The following is a 22,853-nucleotide window of genomic DNA, read 5'->3' on the forward strand; positions in this document are numbered from 1 at the left end:
TCCTCGGCCGGGAGTCTACCCGAGGCCGCGCCGCGCCGGGGCCGGCGCGCTCACTGGACCGGCACGGCGCGCAGCGACTCGGCGAGCTTCGCGTAGAGCGAGCTCCGCGGGTCGTCGCGCCGGTAGACGAGCCGGAAATGATCGCGCGCGAGCGACGCCGACGGGAGGAGCCGCTTCAGCTTGCCGCCGCGGAGCTCGGCGGCGACCATGTGGAGCGGCAGCACGGCCACGCCCTCGCCGGCGAGCACCAGCGTCTTCATCGCGGCGCCGAGCCCCACCCAGCGATGGCGCGCGAACGCGAAGCGGCCCACGCCGCCCGTCTGGTCCGCGAGGTACCGGAACAGCGGCATGGTCGCGTCGATGTCGAGCAGGCAGTGCCGCGACGCGTGCTCGGCGCGGGAGAACGGCTCGCGCCGCAGCAGCCTGGGCGAGGCCACGAACGCGTAGCGCTCCTCGTGCAGCGTCTCCGCCGCGAGGCTCGCGGCGCTCCAGCGGGCGCTCGTGACCACGCAATCGACGCTGCGGTCGGAGAGGCGCCTCAGCAGATCGTCGGAGGCGCCGAAGTAGAGGTGGAGGATCAGCTCGGGGCGCCTCCGCGTCAGCGCGCCGAGCTGGGGGACGATCCACGACATCCCGAGCTCGAAGCGCGTGCCGAGCGTCAGCTCGACCGGGGCGGGGGCGGGGCTCATCGCGCTGCGGAGGCAGTCCTCGGCAAGGGCCAGGCACTGGCGGGCGCGCGGCAGCAAGGCGAGCCCCTGCGGCGTGAGGTGCACCCGCCGGGTGGTCCGCTCGAACAGCGGGGCGCCCACCTGCTCCTCGATCTGCCGGATGCGCTGGCCGAACGCCGCGGGGCTGAGCGCGACGGCGCGCGCCGCGGTCCGGAAGTTCAGCGTCCTCGCCGCGGCCTCGAAGCAGGCGAGGTTCTCCAAGGACGGGAGCCGCATGGCCGCATTGTATCGTCCAGCGCAACAGTCCTGGCTGCGAAATATCGTTCCGCGAGCCGCGGGCGCGCGAGCCGCTGGCGCGGTCGTGGGGCGCGGCCTCCCGGTCGCGCGGCGCGCCGCGGGCGCGCCCGGGAGACGGCCGCAGGCGCGCGGGGCGGCGCAGGGGTGCGGCCGGGAGATGGCCGCAGACGCTACCGGGGATCCTCGACGGGCGCGGTCCCGACCGCGACCGTGCCGCCGTTCGCGATCCACTTGAAGCCGTCGACGAGCGCGGTCGAGTCGAGCGCATCGTCGCCGGTGTCGAAGATCATGAACCGCAGCTTGAGCTCCTCGCCGCCTTTCACCGGGGCCTGCGTGCGGAGCCAGCCGGTCGCGCCGGCGTCGTCCCACAGCCCGAAGCCGGTGCCATCGAGCTCGTCCGCCCCGAGGGCGCAGCCTTCACAGACATCGAAGAAGCCGATGTTGACGCTGACCGGGTTGCCCAGGCTATCGAACGAGAGATTGCCGTTGAGCGACCCGGGCGGGGCCGGCGTCGCCAGCGCGAGGAACTGATCGTTGAAGTGCTGGCAGATGAACTCCGGGTATTCGAAGGTGTAGAACTTGAACGCGAACTCGTAGCCGGTCGCGTTCGTCGGCGTGCGGATGACGAGCTCGAGGCCGATGTCGTCGTTGATGTTCGACGAAGGCGGGCAATCCGGGTTGTCCTGCGGGAAGCCGGGCGGCGCCTCCCCCGCGCCGTAGTTCGTGCAGCTCGGCGTGTTGCACGCGCCCGGCCAGTGGGCGAGCCGGGCGCGGCCCGTGGACAGGACGAGCATGCGGTCCCCGCCCTGCACGTGCACGTTGGGGCCGAACGAGTCGAGCACGCCGACCGCCGGCGTGGGCGCCGCGCGCGAGCCGTCGCCGCGCACGTACTCAGCGCTCAGCACGCCCCACCGCCTGTCGCCGGGCGACGCCTTGGCGCAGAGGTCGACGGCGTGAGCCCCGTGCATGGCGTCGAAGTCGGCGGGCGCGATGTTCCGGTCGCACGTCGGCAGCACGTTGTCGATCTCGCCGTCGCAGTCCTCGTCGGCCGGCTCGGGCACGACGCCGGTGTCGTCAGGCTCCGTGATCGCGACCTCGAGGGCGCCCGGGTTGACGTTCGCGTCGTCGTCGTTGCAGTCGCCGTCCTCGACGGTGAACCCGTCGCCGTCCTTGTCGGGCTGCTCGATCTCGCCGCTCGGCGCGCCGCCGTGGCCGAAATCGCCCCCCGAGCTCGCCCCCGCGGGGCTCCCGCCAGCGCCGGCCTCCGCCGTCGTGGCGCTTGTCGCGCCCCCGCCGCTGCCGGCCGCGCCGGGCGCCTGCTCGTCGCGCGACGCCGCGGAGCACCCGCTCGACGACCAGAGCGCCGCCCCGACGCTCGCACAGAGACCCAGGTAGATGAAGCGCCGGCCTCTCACGGTGCATCTCCTCGATGATCGCTCGGATCGCCGGAGGGCCCTCGCGTTCCCGGCTCCTTTTCGCACATCCAATCCCATCATGGCCGTGGCTCTCTGTCTGCCGTTCCGTGCCGCGAGGGCACGGACCCGCCGTCGGGCGGCTCGGCCCCTCGCCGCAGGAGCCGCGCGGCCCACGCCGAGAGCGCCAGCAGCCCGAGGGCCAGCGCGGCCCCGATCGGCGCGCGGTGTCGCTCCGTGAACGGGAGGTCGCGCGCGACCGGGGCGGCGCCGAAGCCAGGGTTGGCCTGCGCGGCGCCGAGCCTCGCGGCGACGGGCGGACGCTCGCGCTCGACGCGGTCGAGCACGTCGCCGAGGTCGTAGCGGGGGCGCTTGCCGAGCGCGTCGCCGACGTAGAGCCGGTGCGGGCCGGGCTGAGCGGCGCGGAACACGATCTCGCGGGCCCGCACCTCGCCCTGCGCGCCCGAGAGGGAGAGCGGCGCCGAGTCGCCGTCGTGGATCGTGAGGCGGAGGAAGCGCTTCCGGGTGGGGCTCAGCGGGATCCGCGTCGACGCGAGCGCCGGCCCGGCCTCGCCGCGCGGGCGGATTCGATGGATCCGGCCGCTCCCCACGGCAGGCCAGACCGCGCGGTAGGTGGTCGAGGCGACGTCGACCCGGCGGCTGAACTCCGGCGTGGCGACGTCGAGGAGGACGGCGTGCAGCGGCGCGCCGTGGGCGCCGGCGTCGAGCGTGACCAGGGTCGCCTGCGCGTCGTCGTCCCGCCGCGTCTCGACGATCGCGAGCGGCAGCAGCGCGGCCTTCTCGGCGGCGGCCGGCGGCTCGCACGCGACGGTGCCGCCCGTGATCCGGACGTCCGCGGCCCCGCCGGGCGCCGGGGCGCCCTCGGGGACGAGGCGGATCCGGACCAGGGCGGCGCGCGAGAGGGGATAGGCGACCGCGAGGTGCTCGACGGCCTCCGCATCCTGCGGGATCCGGTACACGTAGGCGCCGCGCGCCACCTCGCTGAGCGATCCCGGGTCCGCGCCGGTGTCGACGCGCGCCTCGCGGAGGAAGCTGCTGCCGAGGACGCTGAGCTCGACCCGGCAGTGGCGCGTACCGGGCGCGTCGAGGGCCCAGGTCGCGTGCGCCACGCCGGCGGCGTCGACGCCCGGGTCGAGCATCGTGGCGGCGATCCGCCCGGAGGAGGGGGCGGCGCCCGCCTCGCGCAGCACGTACGGCACCTCGGCGCCGTCGGGTCCGGCGATGCGGACGTCGGCGAGCAGGTCCTCGGCGCGGCTCTCGCGGTAGAGGTCGAGATCGACGTCGATGCGGTGGTCGCCGGCCGCGTCCACGCCGTCGATGGGCCGGACGAGCGCGTGCTTCTCGGTCCGCAGCGGCGCGCCGGTCTGCGCCTCGGAGGGCCGCGCGAGGCCGGTCGCCGCGAGCAGCGCGCAGAGCCCGGCCGCGCTCTTCGGCCCGGCGCGCAGGAGCGTCACGAGGCGCCGGCCGAACCGCGCGTAGAGGAACCCGCCGCCGACGAGCAGCGCGCCGACGCCGGTGAAGAGCGCGATCTGGTAGATGCGCTCCACGTGCCAGACGTCCCACACCACGAGCTTCGCGATCGTGACGGCGAACAGCGAGAGCCCGGCGTACCGGTGGAAGGCGTCGCGCGCCGCGAACCCCGCCGTGAGCAGCGCGATGGCGGCGAGCGCGAGCACGAGCGTGGTCGCCATGGCGAGGCTGCCCTGCTGGCCCTCGAGGGCGGCGCGATGCTCCACGGCGAGCTCGGCGAACTCGGCCGCGTCGAGCGGGGCGGGGGGCGCGGGGGGCAGCGCGGTGAGCGCGCTCCGCACCTCGATGACGACGGTCGCGAGGAGCAAGGCGTACCCCGCGCCGAGCGCCGTGAGCCCCGCGGCGCGCAGGCCGGCGCGCGAGGGGCGGGCGGCGCTCGTGGCGCGCTCGGCGGCCTCGGCGCGCGCGACCCCGGCGCGGGAGAGCAGGCGGCCGGCGGCCAGCAGGGCCGCGCTCACGCCCGCGAACGCGTACGCCCTCGCGTTGAGCAGGACGGGGACGGCCATGGCGCCGTCGCGGCCGCGCGTGTCGAACCAGGTCGTCACGAGCGCCTCGGTCTCGACCCGATCGACGCCGAGCGCCCGCGCGAGGGCGGCGAGGAAGAGCAGCGAGGTGACGACGAGCCAGGCGCGCTCGCCGGTGCGCGCGGCGATGGCCGCCGCGACCGCCGCGAGGATGCCCCAGACCACGGTGACGGTGGCCCCGCCGAGCCCGAAGGCGACGGCCGCGGCGAACAGCGCGAGCGCCTGCCCGAGGAGCAGGGCGATGCGATCGGCGGCGGGCGGCGCGACGGCGGCGGGCGGCGCGGCGGCGGGCGGCGCGGCGGCGGCGGGCGGCGCGGCGGTGGGCGGCGCGGCGGCGGCGGACGGCGCGGCGGTGGCGGGCGGCGCGACGGCGCGCAGGAGCGCCGCGCCGAGCGCGAGGTCCAGGGCGCCGGCGGCTGCGGTGAGCAGCGCGCGGAGCGTCGGCGTCTCCTCCGGCGTCGCGCCCAGCGCGGCCGCGACGAACCCGAGCGTCGCCACGCTCGCGGCGAGCGCGCCGGACCAGGGGAGCGCCGTCGCGCCGGGCTCGCGCGGGCGCCGCGCGGAGGCGCCCACGGCGCCGAGGAACACGAGCATGACGAGCGACGACGCGCCGAGGAAGCCCGCGTCGACGACCGCCGGCGCGGCCGCGTCGTCCGGCGCGAGCGCGCCCGGCGCCGCCGCCGCGAGCGCGCCCGCCGAGGCGACCGCGGCGACGAGGAGCAGGGCAGGGAGCTCGGCGCGCGCGGCCATCCACGCCGCGACGGCGGCGGCGCCCGCGATCGCGACCGCGAAGAGCGCCGCGTCGGTCTCGAGCAACAGCATGCCCGCGGTGCAGGCGAAGAGCGCCGCGCCGGCCGAGCACGCGACGGCGGTCCTCCGATCGAGGCGGCCGGAGGCCCCGGCGCCGCGGAGCCAGCCGGCGAGGTAGACGAGCGCCCAGAGCGCGATCAGCGCGGCGACCGTCGTCCGGTGCGGCGTCGGCGCGTCCGCGAACGTCGCGGCGAAGGCGAGGAAGGCGGAGCCCATCGGCGCCAGCAGCCAGCCGCTCTCGCCGAGCGCGCGCAGCGCGACGGTCGCCGCGACCGCGAGCGCGATGGCGGCGGCGGCGAGCGCGCGCGGGGCGTCGAAGAGCAGCGCGCCCGCGCCTGCGTGCGCGAGCGCGAGCGAGGCGGCCGCGAGCGCGGCGGCGTCCGGGGGCGCCGCTCCGGGGGCGCCGCCGGCCGGCGCGGGGACGGTCGCGGCCGGGCCGCTGGCGGCGGTCCGGGCGGGCGCGGCGCCGCTGGCGGCGGTCGGGGCAGGCGCGGCGTCGGGAGCGGCGCCCGGGGCGGACGCAGCGCCGCTGGCGGCGGTCGGGGCAGGCGCGACGCCGGCGGCGGCGTTCGCGCGGCGCGCCCACAGCGCGCGCAGGACGCCCTGCAAGGCCGCGAGCCCGACGAACGCGAGCGGCACGGCGCGGGCGGCGAGCGGGAGGTAGGGCCCTGGGAGCGCCTGGGCCGGCGTGTCGAGCCAGGGCAGCGCGCTCGGGTCTCCGCCGTCCGGGGGAACGCTCGCGTCGAAGTGCCGATCGTACCAGCCCCAGAACAGCGCCGTGTGGCCCGCGAGCGCGAGCCAGGGCGCGACGCGGAAGCCGAGCTTCGCGGCCACCGCGTGGACGACGCTGGTCATGAGCAGGAGGTAGCTGAACAGGACGAGCGGCCGGTCCTGCCCGGTCGACAGCACGACCGGGTTGAGGAACCCGGCGACGAGGGAGAGGATCAGGATCGCCTCGCCGCGGTGGCGGAGCGCGAGCGCGGCGCCGAGCAGGAGGAGCACCGTGTCCGCCGCGAAGGCGGCGGGGATCGGAATGAGCTCGTACAGCGCCGCGCTCGCCCACACCGACACGATCAGGACCGCGAGCCCGAGGCCGATGAGCGCGTGGACGAAGCGGCGCTGCGTGCGCCCGCGGAGCACCTCGGCCGCCGCGAGGAGCGCGGCGCCGGTCACGGCGCCGATCGCGACGCGCCCGAGGGGCCCGATCCAGGCGTTGTCCGAGGCGTATTTGAAGAAGAAGAGCGCGCCGAGCAGGAAGGTCGCCGCGCCTGCGCGGGTGAGCCAGGTGAGGCCGAGCCTCTCCTCGATGGTGGGTGTCTCTGGGCCTCCGTGGCGCGCGGCCGAGGCGGCGCCGGCGGCGCTCTCGTCGAGCGTCGCCGCGGGGAGAGGCTGGAGAGCGGCGACGGTCTCCGGGAGCGCGATCGCAGGCGGCGCGCCGGCGGCGTCGTCCGGGAACGCGATGCCCGGCGGCGCGCCGGCGGCGTTGGTGGCGGCGTCCGGGAACGCGATGCCCGGCGGCGCGCCGGCGGACCCCTCGTCGATCGCGGGCAGCGCGCCCGCGCCCCCGGTGGCCGCTGGGGGCGCGACCGACGGGGGCGTGAGGGCGTCCTGGGCAGTTCGCTCCGGCTCCAGGGGCTGCGCGCTGCGCGGGCTCTCCACCGCGGCGGTCGGCTCGGGGCGGCCGCGCTGCCCGGAGAGCTCGGCCAGCCGGTGCTCGAGCGCGTGGATCCGCAGCAGCAAATCCTCGTTGCGCCGGTTGGCCCGGACGGCGAACACGAAGGCCACCAGCGGGGCAACCAGGAGATAGCCGGCGAGCGCGAGCCCGAAAAAGACGACGATTCCTGCCCCCATGAAGGCTTCGTAGCATGGGGCGCCTGTCGCCGGCGCCGCCCGTCCGCGCGATGACGCCTGCGCTGTTCACGCTGCCCCTGCCGACATCCCACCCGTGCCTGCGAGGCCTTTCGGCGCGCGCTGGGACTGGAGTAAGGTGCACCCCCATGAGGAACACACGCCTGCCTGATCGCCCGGCCCGGGGCGCCTGCTATCTTCCCCGTGTTCCCGGACGGCGGCGTTGCTCGGGGGGGGAGCGCGGCCATTCGGGAACAGTTCTTTTGTCCTCTCGCCTCGCTGTTCCGGGGACCTCGCGATGCTGAAGCACCCGACCGTCTCGGCATGGCAGCGCGATCACGAGGAAGGTGGGTATACCGCCGAGATCAACGGCTGGACCTTGCGGGTCCGCTGGAGACCGGAGCGCCCTGGCGAGCTCCGTGGCTTCGTGTGGGAGGCCGTCGATCCGTCGGGGAACAAGGTCGCCTCGAGCGAGATCCACGAGGAGATCGAGGTGGCGATGGCGTACGCCGAGGAGCGCGCGGCCCCCGATCCGAAGAAGCACGGGTCGAAGACCATCGACTGAGGCGCGCGCCCCGCGGCGGCGCGGCGCTCAGCCCGCCTTGTCCGCGGCCGCCTTGCGGCTCCGCCGGGTCGCGTAATTCCGGATCACGATCTCTCCCACGCGGCCCCGGGCGTCGCTCTTCGCGTTGATGCTCCGGAGCGCCGCGACGCGGTCGATCTTGAACCGCTTGTAGAGCGGCGGGATCTCGGGAACATCGGAGTTCGAGAGCATCACCTGGACCCCCCGCTCGTCGAGCGCCGCGAACAGCGCCGCGAGGCGCTCCTGGTCGCGGAAGCCGAAGCCGCCCGCGCTGTACGAGGTGAAGTTCGCGGTCGGCGAGACGGGCGAGTACGGCGGGTCGAGGTAGACGAAGTCGCCCTCGCTGGCGTGGTCGAGCACGCGCTCGAAGTCGCGGACCTCGAGCTCGACGCCCTGCAGCGCCGCCGAGCAGGCCCGCAGCTGGGGCGCGTTGCAGATCGACGGGTTGACGTAGCGGCCGAAAGGCACGTTGAAGCGGCCGGCGCTGTTGACCCGGTAGAGCCCGTTGAACCCCGTCCTGTTCAGGAAGATGGTCCGCGCGGCGCGCTCGGGCAGCGTGAGCGAGGCGGGGTCGAGATCGCGAACCCGGTAGTAATGCGCCTCCTCGTAGGCGTGGCTGCCCAGCGCGTCGATGACCTCCTCGACCCGGTCGCGCACCGCCCGGTAGCAGTCGATGAGCTCGGCGTTGACGTCCGTCAGCGTCGCGCGTTTCGGCTGCAGGCAGAAGAAGAGCGCGGCCCCCCCGACGAAGGGCTCGAAGTAGCGCCCGTACGACGCGGGCAGGAGCGGCTGGAACTGCCGGAGCAGCTGGCCCTTGCCGCCCGCCCATTTGAGGAACGGACGTGGCAGCAGGGGCGCGGCGCTGTCGGCTTCGGTGACAAGGGCGGTGGTCATCGCGCAATACTGGACGCCAACCTACCAGGGCGCGCGATCGTCCTCAACCACCGAGGTCATGCCGGCGACCTCCCTGGTCCAGGGCCCCCGCCGGTCCGCCCGCGGCGCGCGTTCCCCCGCGCGACGTCCCGCGCCACGCATCGCTCCAGGCTAGGTCGTTCTATGTCCACACCCCGGCGCCTCCGGACGGCGAGATGTCTTGTGGGCAAACGTGGATGTTGGTCAATTTTATGAACAAATTCAATTGCTTGTAAGTGGGCGTGAGCGCGCGTGTCCCGGCGCGAGCGCTGCCCGGATCATGGCATGTCGCGGCTTGCGTGATCGCCGAGCGGGGATAAGTTGAAGTCTCGACACGCGGGCTGAACAGCCGCCGGCAAAGCGGGGTTCTCCCGAATTCACGCACCGCCGCTTCAGGCCATCTCGCCGTGGACCTCGGCGGCGCGGCAGGGGCTCGCCCGGGCGCAGGGCGCGGGCGCCCCGCGCCGCCTTTCGGCTCTCGTGGGAGCCGCCGTCCGCTCTCGACAGGAGGAATGCCGCCATGATGCTTGCCTTCGACCTCGATCGCGACGACGCCCCGCAGCAGCGCGGCCCCGCTCCGGCGGACGGGCCGGGCTGCTTCGGTGAGGCAGCGGATTACCGGGCTCAGCGGATCCTCTACGCCGCGCGCGGCTGGATCGCGGAGCAGGACGGCATCACCACGGACGGGCGCTCGCTCATCCTGCTGCACGCCCAGCGGACGTCGCCGGAGCGGCGCGAGGCGCTCGTGCGCTGCTTCGAACGGGTGCTCCTGCACGCCCCCCGGCCGGAGCTCCCCGCGCTCGCCGCGTCGCTGCGCCAGGCCGGGCTCTCCGTGGACGAGGGGCTCTCGGTGATGGGCGCCCCGGCCGGCGAGGTGCGCGCCGCCGTGCAGGGGCTCGGCCGGTTTCGCTCCTTTCCGGCGGGCCTCCGCCTCTCCCGGGTGTCGCCGGACGACGACGACGCCACGATCCGGTCGATCCAGGAGCTCCAGGCCGAGAGCGGCCACGCGCCGCTCCCTGGCTGGACCCTTCGCGGCGCCGAGGGGCGCTCCGTGACCCTCGCGCTGCGCGACGGCCGGGGCGCGCTGATCGGCTGCACGACCCTGTGCGTCCTGACGCGGCCCGAGGCCGCCGAGGACGGCGGGCCCAGGGCGCTCTCCCAGCTCGGGCTCCTGGGCGCCCCGCCGCTCTGGATCTCCGACGTCGGCGAGGCGCCCTCGTGGACGGGCATGCCGATCTGCACCTGCCTGCGCGAGGAGTATCGCGGCCGCGGGCTCGGCGCCCCGCTCCAGGCCGCGGCGCTCCGGGAGGGGCACGATCGCTTCGGGATCCGGTGGTTCTACGCGCTCGTCCGGGCCGGCGACGAGATCGCGAAGCGCATGGACGCGCGCTGCGGCCTCGCCCCGCACCGGGCCGAGGGGTTCCTCGTCGCGACGGCGGGCCCCGCCGAGAGGGCACGGCGGCCGGCGGCGGGGCGCCGCGCCTCGGGCTGACCGCACGGGCGCGAGGACCTGGCCGAGCGCGCCGCGCCTCGGGCGGACAGCTCCGGCGCGGGGATCCGGTGGCGGGCGCCGTCTCAGGCGGAGAGCACGGGCGCGAGGAGCTGGCCGAGCTCCGCGGCGATCTTCTTCTGCTGCGGGACGCGCGCGCCGATCGACGCGAGGTAGAGCGTCCGTTCGCACACCGTGAGCCGCGTCGCGTAGAAGTCGTCGTCGCCGGCGACCGCATCGACGAGCTCGTCGAGCTCGGCGTAGCCGGCGATCCTGTCGGCGCAGCCGGCGCCCAGCGCGGCGAGCAGCGCGAGATCGTCGTCGCTCGCCGCGGCGCCCGCGGAGCGCGCGCCGCCGAGGAGCGCGCCCTCCTCGCCGGCGAGGGCGACGGCGCGCACGCCGCTCCCCTGCGTGGCCTTCGCCAGATAGCGCCCCACGGCATCTCGAGGGACAGCGCTCGGAGTCTTCTGTCGGTTCATCGGGTGCCTCCGGCCGCGACTCTGCCCCGCCCGGCGCGGATGCCCAAGAAATCGGCGCCCGCGCGCCCGGCGCCAGGACGAGCTCGGCTGGAGCGCTAGCCGAGCGTCCACGGGGCCGGCGTCTCGCCCGCGGCGCGGCGGCGGATGCTCTCGAGCGCGCACTCGTAATAGCCGTCGCGCGCGGCCACGAACTCGTCGAGCTGCACGTCGCGCGGCGCGATCGTCACGGCGCCGCTCTCGTCCGGCGCTTGCCGCATCAGGCCGGTCACGCTGGGCACCTCGCCCCGGACGAGGCGCAGCGCCGCGTGGAGCGGGAGCGACAGCAGCGCGGTGACCTCGGCCGGATCGGGGCGGAACGCCGCGAGCGTGCGGCGGGTGGTCGCGAGCAGCACGTCCACCAGCTCGCAGTCGATGATGCCGGGCGCGTGGTCGTCCATGTGGCGGCACGTGCCGAGCCGGATCACGTCGCCCGGCGCGAGCGGCAGGCCGATCTCCTCCTCGGCCTCGCGCAGCGCCTCCGCGAGATCCTCGCCGGCGCGGTAGTGCCCCGACACGGCGACCTCGAACGCGCCGGGCCAGGTGTCCTTGTCCGGGCTGCGCTGCTGGAAGAGCACCCAGGGCTCCGCGCTGCTCCGGCGGCCGTCGGGCTCGCGCTCGAGGACCACCCACACGTGGACGCTCCGGTGCCAGTCGCCGTCGCGGTGAACGAGCTTGCGCGCCTTGCGCACGCCGAGCGGCTTGCCGCTGCGATCGAAGATGTCGAACAGCTCGTCCCCGTCCTGCGCCGCCATGGGCCCGGAGGGTAGCGCAAGTCGAACGGAGCGGCGCCGTTGCTACCCGCGTGCTCCTCGACGAAGCCGTGCTTCATCAAGCATGATGCAGACGCGCCGGGCGACGACGTTGACGCACCCGGCGACGCGCTGCTCCAGCAGCGTCGCTGCGCCGCCATCGACGTGCAGACGGGCGGCGCAGCAGTGCGGCATCGCGGGCGCAGCGGCCTCGCGAACCACAGCCGCACCGCGTCGTGGAGCAGCTCCCGGTAGCCAGGAGAGGTGAGGTGATGCTGGCGATCCCAGCGGGAATCGAACCCGCGTTACCGGCGTGAGAGGCCGATGTCCTAACCGCTAGACGATGGGACCTTGTACTGTCGAGAAGGCCGATAGCAGAGCTGATCGACCTGGCTGGGGGACAAGGATTCGAACCTTGATAGCAAGAGCCAGAATCTTGCGTCCTGCCGTTAGACGATCCCCCAAGGGGTCAGCGCTGTGTTCATCAGCGCCACGGGCCGCGGAATCTACTCGGACCGGTGGGGTTGTCAAGCGATCAAAATCGGACCCGACCGAGAAAACGTCACCGGGCCGAAAATGCCCGGTGTTTCGAGCGGTTCGCTCCGCCCCCTCGGCCCCACGCGAGCCCGCCGCTTCTCTCGCAGCCGCCCGCCAGCCGTCCGCCAGCCGTCCGTCCGTAGCGTTATCGCTCACCCTCACCCCCTCGACCGCCGCTCTCCGGAGGGGGCCTCCACGGCATTGCGGCGGTTGCCCGGGCGCTGTCTCCAGGAACTCCTTTTCCGTTCCGTGCGGGCGACGGCCCCGGAAAAGTCGCGACTGTCTGCTGCGCGCCCTTGACGTGCCGGGCGACTGATTTACTTTCGGCCGCGGTTTAGCCACCGGCCTAGGAGAGTGCCAAGCGACTGTGATCCTGGGCACTTAGCTCTCGTCGTGTGGGCGGAAGGCCCCTGCGGGGGGGCGAACGGGACCTCCGGCGAGCCGATGGTCAGTCAACCAGCCGAGGACGAGGGAGCCACCATGAAAATCAGGCCGCTGCAGGATCGGATTGTCGTCAAGCGCGTCGAGAGCGAGACGAAGACCAAGGGGGGCATCATCATCCCCGACACCGCGAAGGAGAAGCCGATCGAGGGGCGCGTCGTTGCGGTGGGCAACGGCAAGGTCCTGAAGGACGGTAAGGTGCGCCCGCTCGAGGTGAAGGTCGGCGACAAGGTGCTGTTCGGCAAGTACAGCGGCACCGAGGTGAAGCTCGACGGCGAGGAGCACGTGCTCATCCGCGAGGACGACGTGCTCGCCGTGACCGAGTCCGCCTCCTGACCCGGATCGAGGGCAACCGAACCCAAGCGCTAGCAGACGCGGCCGTGTGGCCGCGAGGGGATTGAGAGATGGCTGCGAAGCAGATCGTTTATAGCCGCGGCGCCCGCGCCGCGATCCTGAAGGGCGTGAACACGCTCGCCGATGCGGTCAAGGTGACCCTCGGCCCCAAGGGGCGGAACGTCGTCATCGAGAAGAGCTGGGGCGCGCCGGTCGTCACGAAGGACGGCGTCACGGTCGCCAAGGAGGTCGAGCTCGCCGGCAAGCTCGAGAACATGGGCGCCCAGATGGTCCGCGAGGTCGCCTCGAAGACCAGCGACAAGGCCGGCGACGGCACGACGACGGCGACGGTGCTGGCCCAGGCGATCTTCGGCGAGGGCCTCAAGCTCGTCGAGGCCGGGCACAACCCGATGAACCTGAAGCGCGGCATCGACGCGGCCGTCGCGAAGGTCATCGAGTCCGTGCAGCAGGCCGCCAAGCCGACCAAGGACAAGGACCAGATCGCCCAGGTCGCCACCGTCAGCGCGAACGGCGACAAGGAGATCGGCCAGATCCTCGCCGACGCCATGGAGAAGGTCGGCAAGGAGGGCGTGATCACGGTCGAGGAGAACAAGCGCATGACGACGGAGCTCGAGACCGTCGACGGCATGCAGTTCGACCGCGGCTACCTCTCGCCCTACTTCGTGACCGATCCCGAGAAGATGACGGCGGTCCTCTCGAACCCGCTCATCCTCGTCCACGAGAAGAAGATCTCGGCCATGGCCGACCTCTTGCCGCTGCTCGAGCAGGTGGTGAAGCAGGGCCGCGAGCTGCTCATCCTCTCCGAGGACATCGAGGGCGAGGCGCTCGCCACGCTCGTCGTGAACAAGCTGCGCGGCACCATCAAGGTCGCCGCCGTGAAGGCGCCCGGCTTCGGCGATCGCCGCAAGGAGATGCTGAAGGACATCGCGATCCTCACGGGCGCGACCGCGTTCATGGAGGACCTCGGCCAGAAGCTCGAGAGCGCCACGGTGCGCGACCTCGGGTCGGCCAAGCGCGTCGAGATCGACAAGGACAACACGGTCATCGTCGACGGCCTGGGCGACAAGGCGGCGATCAAGGGCCGCATCGAGGCGATCCGCAAGCAGATCGCGGACACGGCGAGCGACTACGATCGCGAGAAGCTCCAGGAGCGGCTGGCGAAGCTCGCCGGCGGCGTCGCGGTGGTGAAGGTCGGCGCGGCGACCGAGACGGAGATGAAGGAGAAGAAGGCCCGCGTCGAGGACGCGCTGCACGCGACCCGCGCGGCCGTCGAGGAAGGCATCGTGGTCGGCGGCGGCGTGGCCCTCCTCCGGGCGGCCTCGGCCCTGGAGCAGCTCAAGTTCAACGACGAGCGCGACGTCGGCGTGCGGCTCGTGCGCCGCGCCGTCGAGGCGCCGCTCCGCCAGATCGCCCAGAACGCGGGCGTCGACGGGACGGTGGTCGTGGAGAAGGTCCGGTCGGGCGCGGCCACGTTCGGCTACAACGCCGCGACCGACGCGTACGAGGACCTGCTCGCCGGCGGCGTCATCGACCCGGCCAAGGTCGTGCGGCACGCGCTCTCCAACGCGGCCAGCGTCGCGAGCCTGATGCTCACGACCGAGGCCCTCGTCGCCGAGAAGCCCAAGAAGGAGAAGCCGGCGGCCGGCGGCGCCCCCGGCGGCATGGGCGGCATGGGGGGTATGGGCGGCATGGGCGGCATGGGCGGCATGGGCGGCATGGGCGACTTCGACATGGGTTGATCGCCTGTCCGGCCGCGCGCCGGTCGTCGCCGCTCTCCGGCAACGCCGGGCGGTCGACGTGGCGCGCGCCGCTCCCGACGAAGCGGGCCGAGGGGTCCTCCAAAGCATGCTGGCTTGGAGGGCCCCTCGCGTTTTGTGAGGCCGAGAGCCTTTGCCTGGGTTTTTGACCCGCGGTCACGCACGGCGCTAGACTCTCGGGCAATGTCGGAGTCGTCGTTCGCCCGCTATGGCCGCGAGTACGTGCCGGGCGACGTCCTGTTTCGCGAGGGCGACCCCGGCGACGTCATGTTCGTCATCCAGTCCGGCGCTGTGCGGATCACCAAATCGGTCGAGGGCGAGGACAAGGTGCTCGCCGTGCTCGGGCCCGGCGAGTTCGTCGGCGAGATGGCGATCCTGAACGGCAAGCCGCGCAACGCGACGGCCACCGTCAGCGAGCCGTCCCGCTGCCTCGTGGTCGACGCGCGAAAGCTCAAGGCCATGCTGCAGCGGGACACCGAGATCGCGTTCCGGCTCATCAAGAAGCTCGCGAAGCGGCTCGACGCGGCGGACGCGCTCGTCGAGATCCTCATGCACCGGGACCCGAAGGCGCGGGTGATGCTCGCGCTCGCCCGCCACGCCGAGGCGTTCGGGGAAGAGACGCCGGAAGGGATACGCCTCCGCGCCACCCCCGCGGACATCGCGCGCGAGGTCGACGTCGAGCAAGGAATGGTGGACGAGGTGATGGCGCGGCTCCGCCGGCTGAAGCTCCTCGCGGAAGGGCCCCCTGCGCGTGAGGCGATCATGGTGACCGACATGCGGAAGTTTCAGGATTTTATAGAATTCCTGGGGACGCCGCAGAAGTTCGGCGGAGCGAGCTGAGCCAGTGGAGCTGCGTGTCATCGGCTGCCACGGCGGGGAGACCCCCCGGCATCGCACGTGCGCGTTCGTCGTGGACGACGTCCTCGCGATCGACGCGGGCTCGCTGACCAGCGGGCTCGAGGTGAAGGAGCAGGCGAAGATCGAGGCGTGCCTCGTGAGCCACGCGCACCTCGACCACATCCGCGATCTGGCCACGATCGCGGACAACCGCTGCCAGCTCGGGTGCCCGCCGCTCGTGATCGCGGGCACGCGCGAGACGCTGCGCACGCTGAAGAAGCATTTCTTCAACAACGTGCTGTGGCCCGATTTCGCGGCGATCCCGACCGCCGCGCAGCCGACCATCGAGTACCTCGAGCTCAAGCCGGAGCGCCCCACGATGGTCGCCGGGCGGCTCGTGCGCGCGGTCCACGTGACGCACACGATCGACGCGTCGGCGTTCGTGATCGAGGGGAGCGGCGGCGCGATCGCGTACAGCGGCGACACCGGGCCGACCGAGCGGCTCTGGGAGGTGCTGAACCAGCAGCAAGACCTCCGCGCGCTGCTGATGGAGGTCAGCTTCCCCGATCGGGAGCAGCGGCTCGCGACCGTGAGCGGCCACCACACGCCGCAGACGCTCGCCGTCGAGCTCCAGAAGTTCCGCGCGCCGAAGGATCTGCCGACGATGCTCTACCACATCAAGCCCGTCTTCCAGGCCGAGGTGGAGCGAGAGTGCGCCGCGCTGAAGGGGCTGAACCTGGAGGTCCTTCAGCTCATGGATCACTTCGTCCTGTAGCGGCGCGCCAGCCGCCCGCTAGCGCCGGCGCGCGCGCCAGGCGCTAACTGGCGCGGCTACCGTCGGCTAGCGCCGGCGCGCCAGGCGCTACCTGGCGCGCCTGCCACCGGGCGCCGTGGGCCTGCGCCGCGTCGCCCGCGCTCGCCGTCCCGGGCTCTCCTGGAGCAGGGGGCGGGCGATCGGCGAGGGGCTAGCGGCTCTCCTGGGTGGGCTCGTCGACGAAGGCGCGCTTGCCGTCGGGGACCTCCTCGACGCGGGCGAGGACGACCGTGATGTTGTCGGTGCCGCCGAAGTAGTTCGCCCGATCGATGAGCGCCTTGCACGCCGCGTCCAGCGAGCCGCTCGACATCACGAGCTCGAGGATCTGATCGTCGCTCACGAGGCCGGACAGGCCGTCGGAGCAGAGGAGGTAGACGTCACCGTGGCGTGTCTCGTCCGTCACGAGATCGACGAGGACGTCCTCGCGGATGCCGAGCGCGCGCGTGATGACGTTGGCGGGCAGCTGCCGGACCTCCTCCTCGGTCATCCACGGCGCCATGTGCGCCGCGTCGCTGACGAGCGAGTGATCGCGGGTGAGCTGCGTGATCTGGCTGTCGCGCAGGCGATAGCAGCGGCTGTCGCCCACGTGGCCCACGGTCACGTGCTCGGCGTCCTTGGAGAACATCGCCGCCACGATCGTCGTGCCCATGCCGAAGTCGGCGAGCGTCTTCAGCGAGCGATCGAAGATGCGTCGGTTCGCCAGCCGGAGGCCGGTGACGACGTAGTTCTCCTCCTCGGTGAGGTTCGGATCGGCGGGGAACGGCCAGGTGGCGTCCCTCCCCACCGTCACGGACAGGAAGTCCGAGAGGGTGCTCACAGCAAGCTGGCTCGCGACGTCGCCCGAGCGGTGTCCGCCCATTCCATCCGCCACGGCCACGACACGGTACTCCTCGCTGACGAGGAGGTTGTCCTCATTGTGGTCCCGGAGGAGCCCGGTATCCGTCATCCCGGCAAACCGGGTCCGCAACATGGGCAGAGAGTAGACGCGGAGCCGGGGGGCAGCGCAAGTTCAAGGCGAGGGCAAAGCTGAAATCCTGGGCCGGATCTCCCACCGCGGCGGCTCCACGCGGGGCAGAAGCGGCCGGCGGCGGGGGCGGCGGACCCTCCCGGAGGCGCCCGCCCGCCGGACGCACTTTGCTCTTGAAAGATGAGAGGGGACGTGGGGTTCCCCGCCGAGCGGCGCCGCTCGCCGCGAAAGCGCGCCAAAGCGCGCCCGCGCCGCGCGCTTTCGCTCAGGCGCGCGAGCTCAGAGCCAGCTCTCGCCGATCGCGAGCCCGAGCGCGGCCGCGATCGTCTCGGCGGCGCGCACGCCGGACGCATGCGCCTCCTCGAAGAGCGCCATCCCGGGCTGATCGACGTGCGCCCAGGCGACGCGCTCGTCGAGCGCGCAGACCGGCTCGAACGGCCGCGGGCCGAGGAAGCCCGGGCGCGGGCGCGGCATCGCGTGGCCCCAGATCATGACGTCCATCCGGCTCACGTCGTCGCGCAGGTGCGGGTGCGCCGGCGCGAGATCGCGCAGCACGCCCTCGGCGAGCGACGCCCACGGCGCGCCGAGCAGCGCCGCGCGCGCGCCGGCGACGTCGGGCCCGCCGTACGCGCGGTAGTAGGTCAGCACCGTGCGCTGCATCGGCGCCTCCAGGCGCGAGCGCTGCGTCGCGCCCGCGGCGAGATCGGTGAGCTGGTGGCGCGCGTCCACGTAGCCGAGCCCCTCCGCGCCGTAGAGGACGGAATCCCACGCGTGATTGGGATCGAGGGGCCGCTCGACGTGCAGGTTCGCGACGAGCCACGCCGACGCGGCGCGCGCCGGCAGCTCGCCCGCCGCGCCCCCCGCGAAGATGCGGCGCGCGACGAACGCCGGCGCCGCGAGGATCGCGGCGCGCGCCTCGACGCGGCGGGCCTCGCCGCGCTGCACGTCGACGTAGTCGACCTCCACGCGGCCGCCCGGCCGCGGGCGCACCGACGTGACGAGCGCGCCCAGCGACACGCGCGGCGCCGCGCGCTCGAGCAGCGCCTTCACGAGGCGCCCGTTGCCCTCGGGCCAGATCAGGTAGTGGCTGCCCGCGAGCTCCGGGGTGCGCACCTTGCGCCCCGCGAAGTAGTGCAGCCCCGCCCAGGCCGAGATCTCCTCGGGCTCGCCGCCGAAGTCGTCGAGCATCGCGTAGCGCACGTACCAGCGCAAAAACGGCGTGCGGTACCCCTCGCGATCGAGCCAGGCCGCCATGCTCATCCGGTCGAGCGCGAGCAGCTCCGGATCGCGCGACGAGCGATCGAGCGGGATCTGGAACGCCGCGCGCCCGTCGCTGCCGCGGAGCTCGGTGAGCTCCTCCTCGAGCGCGTGGAACCGCTCGAGCTCCTCGAGCGCGTCGGCCGGCAGCGCGTCGACCGGCGCGAGGCCGGCGTGCCAGGCGCCCTCGTAGAACAGCCGCTCGCCCGGCGCGTGGCAGAGCCGCCGCGGATCGAACGTGGGGCGGCCGGCCGCGTCCCACCCGGTGACGACGCCCATCTGCTCGAGCAGCCGCAGCGTCGCCCGCGCCTCGACGTTCGGCGCGGCGAGGTAGTGCGCGCCCCACGGGTAGGGCACGACGCCGTCCTCGCCCCACGCGCTCGTGCCGCCGGGCCGCGGCTCGAGCTCGAGGACCCGCAGATCGAGCCCGGCGTCGGCGAGCCGCCACGCGGCCGACAGGCCGCTCACGCCGCCGCCGACGATGACGACGTCCGCGCGCTCGGCCGGGCCGGACGGCGAGGCGCGCGGCGCGCCGCCGCGGAGCAGGTGGCCCGCGCCGTGGGCCGCGCCGACGATCTCGCCGGCGAGCGGCGCCCGCCCCGGCGCGGCCGTGTGCACGAGCCAGCCGGCGGCCACGGAGCTGAGGAAGCCGCGGCGGTTCACCGGATCACCGCGTCCACTCCGCCCACTCGCGCGTGTACACGGAGACGAGCTTCTGGTCGTTCAGCCGGTTGACCGGCGCCTCGACGCGGCCGAGATCGCGCGGGAACCGGAAGAGCTCCGGCAGGCCGCTCGAGTCGAGGTAGCGGAGCTTCGACGCGTCGATCCGCAGGGCGCCGGGCGCGGCGAGCCCCTCGCCGCCCGCCAGGATGAACCCCCACTCGCCGAAGCTCGGCACGTAGACGTGCAGCGGCGCGGCCTTGAAGCCGGCCGCCTCGAGCGTCGTCACGACGCACCAGAACGACTCGCGCGCGTAGTGCGGCGACGTCGCCTGGATCACGGCGAGCCCGCGCACCGAGATCCGCTGCCGGAGCAGGTGGTAGAAGGCGTCGGTGTAGAGCTTGCCGACGGCGTAGTTGCCCGGATCGGGGAAGTCGACGACCGCGAGATCGAACGACTCGGTCGACTCCTCGAGGTACTTGAACGCGTCCTCGTTGCGGACGGCGACGCGCGGATCGCGGAGCGCGCCCCCGTTCAGCTCGGCGGCGAGCGGCAGGTCGCGGAAGGCGCCGGTGACGGCGGCGTCGAGGTCGACGAGCAGGATCTGCTCGATCGACGGGTAGCGGAGCAGCTCGCGCGCGGCGAGGCCGTCGCCGCCGCCGAGGATCAGCGCGCGCCGCGGATCGCGGCCCAGGGCGGCGACGGCCGGGTGCACGAGCACCTCGTGGTACCGGTGCTCGTCGTCGGACGAGAACTGGAGGTTGCCGTTCAGGAAGAGGCGCGTCGTGCGCGGGCTCCGCGTGATGACGAGGCGCTGGTACGGCGACTGCGCCGCGTAGACGATGGGCGCGCCGAAGTAGAGCGCCTCCGCGCGCTCGACGAACCGCGAGACGAGCGCGAAGGCGACGCCGAGCCCCGCCATCACGACCACGCAGAGCGCCCGCAGCCGGACGACGACCGAGCGCTCCAGCGGGAAGAGGAACGTGCTCGTGAGCGCGACCGCCGCGTTGAGCAGGCCGAAGAACAGGCTCGTCTGGTGGATCCCGAGGCGCGGCAGGAGGAGCGACGGGAAGAGCAGGCTCGCGGCGAGGGCGCCGATGTAATCGAGCGTGAGCACGCGCGCGACGAGCCGCTTGAGATCCAGGGAGAAGTTGAGCAGCCGGATGAGCAGCGGGATCTCGAGGCCGACGAGCACGCCGATGAGCAGCACGAGCGCGTAGAGCAGCGCGCGGAACGCCCCGAGCGCGGTGTACACGCGGAAGAGCATCGGCGCGGAGAGCCCGCCGACGAGCGCGAGGCCGAGCTCGATCTCGACGAAGCGCTCGAGGAGGCGGCCCTCGATGTACTGCGAGAGGTACGAGCCGATCCCCATCGCGAACAGGTAGAGGCCGATGACGAAGCTGAACTGCGTCACCGAGTCGCCGAGGACGTAGCTCGCGAGCGTGCCGGTGATGAGCTCGTAGATGAGCCCCGACGTGGCGATGACGAACACGCTCGCGAGGAGCGCGGGGTGCACGAGGCGGGGCAGCGGCTGCGCCGCAGAGGGGCGCAGGGGCTGCGCCGCAGTGGAGCTCGCCCCGGCGTCCTCGCGCGGGGCGCCCAGCGCGCTCGTCGAGCTCTCCTCGGTGGCCGGCATCGGCGCGGTCCTACCACCGCTCGTGCGGGATCACAGCCGGCTCGCGCGCGGATTGAATCGACGCGCGCGCGGCGCGGAGGCGGCCTTGAAACGCTTCCTCTTCCCTGGCCGGCGCTTCTAGTATGGTGCTCGCGTGAGCACGCCCTTCGACCGAGCAGCCGCGTGCCCCTCGTGCGGCGCGCCGATCACGTTTCGCTTCGCGGGCGCGATGGCGCAGGTGTGCAAGCACTGCAAGTTCGTGGTCGCCCGCACCGACCGGGATCTCCGGGCCGTCGGGCGCGTCGCGGACCTCGTCGAGATCCCGACGCCCCTCCAGGTCGGGGTCACGGGGCGCTGGGGCAACGAGCCGTTCGTGGTCGACGGCCGCGTGCAGCTCGATCGCGCCGGCGCGCCGGGCGCGCCCTGGCAGGAGATCTTCATCGCCTTCCCGGCCAGCGGCCGCTGGACGTGGGTCGCCTATGCCCAGGGGCGCTGGTACGCGACCACCGAGGCGCCGCTCCCGCTGAACGGGCTGCCCCCGTGGGCCTCTCTCCAGCCCGGCGGCCGCGTCCACCTCGAGGGGCACGGCGTGTTCACCGTCGTCGAGGTCGGCCGCCGGCGGGTGATCTCGGCCGAGGGGGAGATGCCGTACGTCGCCGCGCCGGGGGTGGTGACCGGCTTCGTCGACATCGCCGGGCCGCGGGGCGAGTTCGGGACCCTCGACTACGGCGACGGGCGGACCCTCCCGCCGAAGCTCTACCTCGGCCGGCAGATCGACCCGGCCGTGATGCAGCTCGACGCCGGCGCGCCCGTGGAGCGGCCCGCCGCGCAGGTGACGGCCCTCGCCTGCCCGAACTGCGGCGGCAACCTCCCGCTCGCCGCCCCGGGGACCGCGGAGCGCATCGTCTGCCGCTACTGCGGCACGGCGAGCGACCTGACGAACGGCGCCCTCGTCGCCCTCGGCCAGGTGCCCCGGCCGCCCATGGAGCCGTACGTCCCGCTCGGCGCCGAGGGCCAGCTCCGCGGCATGCGCGTGCTCTGCATCGGCTTCGTCATCCGCGGCTGCACGGTGGAAGGCGAGCGTTACCGCTGGCGGGAGTACCTGCTCTACGGCGGCCCGAGCGTCGGCTACCTGTGGCTGATGGAAGAGGACGGCGCCTGGCAGCTCGTGACGCCGCTGTCGCCCGGCGAGGTCCAGCCGATGGGATCGACCGCGAGCTACCAGGGGAGGACGTACGCGCTCAAACAGAGCGTCCACGCCGAGGTGGAATACGTCATCGGCGAATTCTACTGGAAGGTGGAGATCGGCGAGGGGGTGCAAGCCACCGAGTACCAGGGCGAAGGCGGCAAGATCAGCATCGAGCAGGCCCCGACCGAGGTCAGCGTGTCGTTCTGCTCACCGTTGCCTGGCCCGGAGCTCGCCGCCGCCTTCCACCTGCCGCCCCCGCCGAAACCCGGGCTCGGCGGCGGGACGGGCCTGAGCGCCGGCTCGGTGATCGTCCTCGTCGTCGTCCTGATCATCGTCCTCCTCATCCTCATCGCGCTCAGCGACTGTGGTGGGGGCGGCGGCGGCGTCATCTTCGTTCCGACCGGGGGAGGCAGCCCGAGCTTCGGGGGCGGGAAGTGATCCAGCTTTACTGCCAGATTCGGCTGAATCTGAATTAAGGGCCGTCGCGGGGTCGGGAATGGCAGGGTCCCGGGTGGTGCCGAATCGGGCGCGCACGGGGCTGGACATCTCTATGTCCACCACCGCGGAGAGAGCGGCCTCACGTCGTAGGAAACGGTCGAATCCGGGCAGGTGATGGTCAGTTTCGGGTATCGGTCGCCTCCGGCCGCTCCCCGCGATCGAATGATTTCAATGGTTTACACGCTGGCCTGCGGCGGCCCATGACGTGCAATGTGCCGTCCGAAGCCGGCGCGGACCGGTGACGGAGGCCCATGCAAACCGTGAATTCGGTCGACCCGCACGCACAGCTGCGTGCGCTGTACATCTCCCTGCTCCGGAACCAGGAGCACTTCGACGAGTTCAAGCAGCTGCTCTCCCTCTACGTCGTCACGCCCGAGGCCGACGAGGAGCCGGTGGACGCCGCAAGGGTCCGCGCGCAGCTCAACAGCCGCATCCGCTCCTGGATCGGCGGCTTCTTCGACGGGCTGAGCGCCGCCCAGGTGCTCCAGTGGCGCGCGATCGTGGTCGAGGAGCGCATCAACGTGTGCCTGTCGCCCTGGAAGGAGTCGAACATTTATTGATGCTGC

The 22,853-nt window shown here is 73.4% G+C and carries 17 protein-coding genes and 2 tRNA genes; 8 read left to right on the forward strand and 11 right to left on the reverse strand.

Going from position 1 to position 22,853, the window contains the following annotated elements; translation table 11 throughout:
- Positions 1-50: 50 nt before the first annotated feature.
- The 3 genes from WMF20_RS16390 to WMF20_RS16400 form a co-directional block, all read right to left on the reverse strand.
- Complete coding sequence (locus tag WMF20_RS16390) at positions 51-944, reverse strand: LysR family transcriptional regulator (RefSeq protein WP_437614706.1); 894 nt, start codon at positions 942-944, stop codon at positions 51-53.
- 191 nt (positions 945-1,135) lie between these two features.
- A complete protein-coding gene (locus WMF20_RS16395) occupies positions 1,136-2,380 on the reverse strand; it encodes a choice-of-anchor L domain-containing protein (protein WP_437614708.1) in 1,245 nt (414 codons plus the stop codon).
- Between the two features lie 77 nt (positions 2,381-2,457).
- On the reverse strand, positions 2,458-7,113 hold the full coding sequence (locus tag WMF20_RS16400) for a DUF2339 domain-containing protein (RefSeq protein ID WP_437614711.1): 4,656 nt from the start codon (positions 7,111-7,113) through the stop codon (positions 2,458-2,460).
- A 295-nt stretch (positions 7,114-7,408) separates the two neighbouring features.
- Here WMF20_RS16400 and WMF20_RS16405 point away from each other — a divergent pair, with 295 nt between their 5' ends.
- Complete coding sequence (locus tag WMF20_RS16405) at positions 7,409-7,675, forward strand: hypothetical protein (protein WP_129575253.1); 267 nt, start codon at positions 7,409-7,411, stop codon at positions 7,673-7,675.
- Positions 7,676-7,702: 27 nt separating this feature from the next.
- On the opposite strand, the gene WMF20_RS16410 is transcribed toward WMF20_RS16405, so the two are convergent.
- On the reverse strand, positions 7,703-8,587 hold the full coding sequence (locus WMF20_RS16410) for a DNA adenine methylase (protein ID WP_437614713.1): 885 nt from the start codon (positions 8,585-8,587) through the stop codon (positions 7,703-7,705).
- Between the two features lie 538 nt (positions 8,588-9,125).
- On the opposite strand from WMF20_RS16410, the gene WMF20_RS16415 reads away from it, so the two are divergent.
- Positions 9,126-10,097, forward strand: a complete 972-nt coding sequence (locus tag WMF20_RS16415) for a hypothetical protein (protein WP_437614715.1) — start codon at positions 9,126-9,128, stop codon at positions 10,095-10,097.
- An 83-nt stretch (positions 10,098-10,180) separates the two neighbouring features.
- Here the strand turns inward: WMF20_RS16415 and WMF20_RS16420 are convergent, their stop codons facing one another.
- The 4 genes from WMF20_RS16420 to WMF20_RS16435 all read right to left on the reverse strand — a co-directional run bounded on the left by WMF20_RS16420 (position 10,181) and on the right by WMF20_RS16435 (position 11,825).
- The gene (locus tag WMF20_RS16420) at positions 10,181-10,531 is read right to left on the reverse strand and encodes a hypothetical protein (protein WP_129575256.1); all 351 of its coding nucleotides are present in this window, start codon (positions 10,529-10,531) and stop codon (positions 10,181-10,183) included.
- A gap of 137 nt (positions 10,532-10,668) precedes the next feature.
- The gene (locus WMF20_RS16425; protein WP_437614717.1) at positions 10,669-11,364 is read right to left on the reverse strand and encodes an NUDIX hydrolase; all 696 of its coding nucleotides are present in this window, start codon (positions 11,362-11,364) and stop codon (positions 10,669-10,671) included.
- Positions 11,365-11,637: 273 nt separating this feature from the next.
- Positions 11,638-11,712 (reverse strand) — tRNA-Glu (locus tag WMF20_RS16430).
- A 39-nt stretch (positions 11,713-11,751) separates the two neighbouring features.
- A tRNA-Gln gene (locus WMF20_RS16435) sits at positions 11,752-11,825 on the reverse strand.
- 553 nt (positions 11,826-12,378) lie between these two features.
- On the opposite strand from WMF20_RS16435, the gene groES reads away from it, so the two are divergent.
- The 4 genes from groES to WMF20_RS16455 all read left to right on the forward strand — a co-directional run bounded on the left by groES (position 12,379) and on the right by WMF20_RS16455 (position 16,062).
- Positions 12,379-12,675, forward strand: a complete 297-nt coding sequence (gene groES / locus WMF20_RS16440) for a co-chaperone GroES (protein WP_129575258.1) — start codon at positions 12,379-12,381, stop codon at positions 12,673-12,675.
- A 68-nt stretch (positions 12,676-12,743) separates the two neighbouring features.
- Positions 12,744-14,432: a chaperonin GroEL gene (gene groL, locus WMF20_RS16445; RefSeq protein WP_129575259.1), complete on the forward strand. Its 1,689-nt coding sequence runs from the start codon at positions 12,744-12,746 to the stop codon at positions 14,430-14,432.
- A 201-nt stretch (positions 14,433-14,633) separates the two neighbouring features.
- The gene (locus WMF20_RS16450) at positions 14,634-15,290 is read left to right on the forward strand and encodes a Crp/Fnr family transcriptional regulator (protein WP_129575260.1); all 657 of its coding nucleotides are present in this window, start codon (positions 14,634-14,636) and stop codon (positions 15,288-15,290) included.
- A gap of 4 nt (positions 15,291-15,294) precedes the next feature.
- Positions 15,295-16,062, forward strand: coding sequence for an MBL fold metallo-hydrolase (locus WMF20_RS16455; RefSeq protein WP_129575261.1), 768 nt, complete (start codon positions 15,295-15,297; stop codon positions 16,060-16,062).
- Positions 16,063-16,252: 190 nt separating this feature from the next.
- Here WMF20_RS16455 and WMF20_RS16460 read toward each other — a convergent pair whose 3' ends face one another.
- The 3 genes from WMF20_RS16460 to WMF20_RS16470 form a co-directional block, all read right to left on the reverse strand.
- The gene (locus WMF20_RS16460; protein WP_020735368.1) at positions 16,253-17,071 is read right to left on the reverse strand and encodes a PP2C family protein-serine/threonine phosphatase; all 819 of its coding nucleotides are present in this window, start codon (positions 17,069-17,071) and stop codon (positions 16,253-16,255) included.
- Between the two features lie 276 nt (positions 17,072-17,347).
- Positions 17,348-18,988, reverse strand: coding sequence for an FAD-dependent oxidoreductase (locus WMF20_RS16465; protein ID WP_437614721.1), 1,641 nt, complete (start codon positions 18,986-18,988; stop codon positions 17,348-17,350).
- A gap of 4 nt (positions 18,989-18,992) precedes the next feature.
- On the reverse strand, positions 18,993-20,621 hold the full coding sequence (locus WMF20_RS16470) for a polyamine aminopropyltransferase (protein WP_437614723.1): 1,629 nt from the start codon (positions 20,619-20,621) through the stop codon (positions 18,993-18,995).
- A gap of 133 nt (positions 20,622-20,754) precedes the next feature.
- Here WMF20_RS16470 and WMF20_RS16475 point away from each other — a divergent pair, with 133 nt between their 5' ends.
- Both WMF20_RS16475 and WMF20_RS16480 read left to right on the forward strand, forming a co-directional pair.
- Positions 20,755-22,227: a DUF4178 domain-containing protein gene (locus tag WMF20_RS16475; RefSeq protein WP_437614726.1), complete on the forward strand. Its 1,473-nt coding sequence runs from the start codon at positions 20,755-20,757 to the stop codon at positions 22,225-22,227.
- A gap of 311 nt (positions 22,228-22,538) precedes the next feature.
- A complete protein-coding gene (locus WMF20_RS16480; protein ID WP_129575265.1) occupies positions 22,539-22,847 on the forward strand; it encodes a hypothetical protein in 309 nt (102 codons plus the stop codon).
- Positions 22,848-22,853: the final 6 nt, after the last annotated feature.

The sequence above is a fragment of the Sorangium sp. So ce834 genome, from assembly GCF_051521425.1.
Lineage (GTDB): Bacteria > Myxococcota_A > Polyangia > Polyangiales > Polyangiaceae > Sorangium > Sorangium cellulosum_D.